The organism is Microbacterium sp. Bi128 (assembly GCF_918698205.1).
In genome coordinates this window covers 1-1575 of the sequence record NZ_CAKKMM010001201.1, presented here as the reverse complement: position 1 = coordinate 1575, position 1575 = coordinate 1, and the positions used below count along the sequence as shown (strand labels likewise).

The following is a 1575-nucleotide window of genomic DNA, read 5'->3' as shown; positions in this document are numbered from 1 at the left end:
CGGCGAGGAAATCGGCTGGAAGGATGTTCACAGGGGCCTGGCGGGTAACGTCGACGGCCCCTACACTTGGTGGTCGCAACGGGGCCAGGCCTTCGACAACGACACCGGCTGGCGCATCGATTACCACATGGCCACGCCCGCTCTCGCTGCTGCCGCAGTGTCAGCCGTTGTTGACCGGGCAGCGTCCTGGGACACACGCTTCTCCGACCACGCCCCGCTGGTAGTGGACTACCGGCTCTAGTCTTAAGGCTTCCACGAATGACCACCACTTCAACTGCGACCACTGTGACCCAGAACGGCGCCGCCCCCGACGCTCAGACTGCCACCGCGAAGGACGCCTCTGCGGCCACCGCGGCCCGGCACCGCATCCTCTCCGGCATGCAGCCCTCCGCCGACTCCCTGCACCTTGGCAACTACCTCGGCGCCCTCGTGAACTGGGTCCGGATGCAGGACGAGTACGACGCCATCTTCTTCATCCCGGACCTGCACGCGATCACCGTTCCGCAGGATCCTGCCGAGCTGGCGCACCGCACCCGGGTCACGGCCGCGCAGTACATTGCCGGCGGCGTCGACGTCGACAAGTGCACGCTCTTCGTCCAGTCCCAGGTGCCCGAGCACGCCCAGCTGGCGTGGGTCCTGAACTGCATCACCGGCTTCGGCGAGGCGTCCCGGATGACCCAGTTCAAGGACAAGGCGCACAAACAGGGTTCTGACCACGCCAGCGTCGGGCTGTTCACCTACCCCATCCTGCAGGCAGCCGACATCCTGCTGTACCAGCCGCACGGTGTCCCCGTCGGCGAGGACCAGCGCCAGCACGTGGAACTCAGCCGTGACCTGGCCCAGCGGTTCAACTCCCGCTTCGGCGAGACGTTCACAGTGCCGCAGCCCTTCATCCAGAAGGAATCCGCGAAGATCTACGATCTGCAGCACCCCACCGCCAAGATGTCCAAGTCGCCGGCAGGGCTGATCAACCTGCTGGACGAGCCCAAGGTCACGGCCAAGCGGATCAAGTCCGCCGTGACCGACACGGAGACCGAGATCCGGTTCGACCGGGAGGCGAAGCCGGGCGTGTCCAACCTGCTGACCATCTACTCCTCGATCACCGGGCAAAGCGTCGACGCCCTCGTCACCGCCTATGAGGGAAAGATGTACGGCCACCTGAAGGCGGACCTCGCCGAGGTGGTCACGGAGCACCTGACCCCGATCCGGAACCGGGCCAAGGAGCTGCTGGACGATCCCGCGGAGCTGGACCGGCTGCTGGGCCTCGGCGCGGACAAGGCCCGGGAGATTGCCTCGGTGACCCTGCGCGACGTCTACGCCAAGGTGGGTTTCCTGCCCTATGCCGGCGCCCAGGGAGTCCGCTAGGTCAATGTCCTCCGTCAGCAAAGTCACCGCGAAAGCCGCCACGTCGAACGGACAGCGCAGCGAAGGCATCAGCATCGGTGTGATCCTGAGATTCCCGGCGGACATCGCTGAGGAGCTCCAGCGCTGGCGGGCATCCTTCGGGGATCCCATGGCCGCCGTCGTCCCGGCCCACATCACGCTGGTCACCACCACCATGACCAAGGACTGGGC

Annotated in this window: 2 protein-coding genes and 1 pseudogene; all 3 read left to right on the top strand. The window is 66.2% G+C overall.

Annotated elements, in window-relative coordinates; genetic code table 11:
* Positions 1 to 241, top strand: a 241-nt coding sequence (locus LQV45_RS31230; protein ID WP_374208349.1) for an endonuclease/exonuclease/phosphatase family protein, incomplete at its 5' end; no start/stop codon positions are given.
* Between the two features lie 17 nt (positions 242 to 258).
* The gene (gene trpS / locus LQV45_RS31225) at positions 259 to 1365 is read left to right on the top strand and encodes a tryptophan--tRNA ligase (protein WP_230011219.1); all 1107 of its coding nucleotides are present in this window, start codon (positions 259 to 261) and stop codon (positions 1363 to 1365) included.
* A 4-nt stretch (positions 1366 to 1369) separates the two neighbouring features.
* A pseudogene (locus LQV45_RS31220) lies at positions 1370 to 1575 on the top strand (2'-5' RNA ligase family protein); the annotation flags it as partial.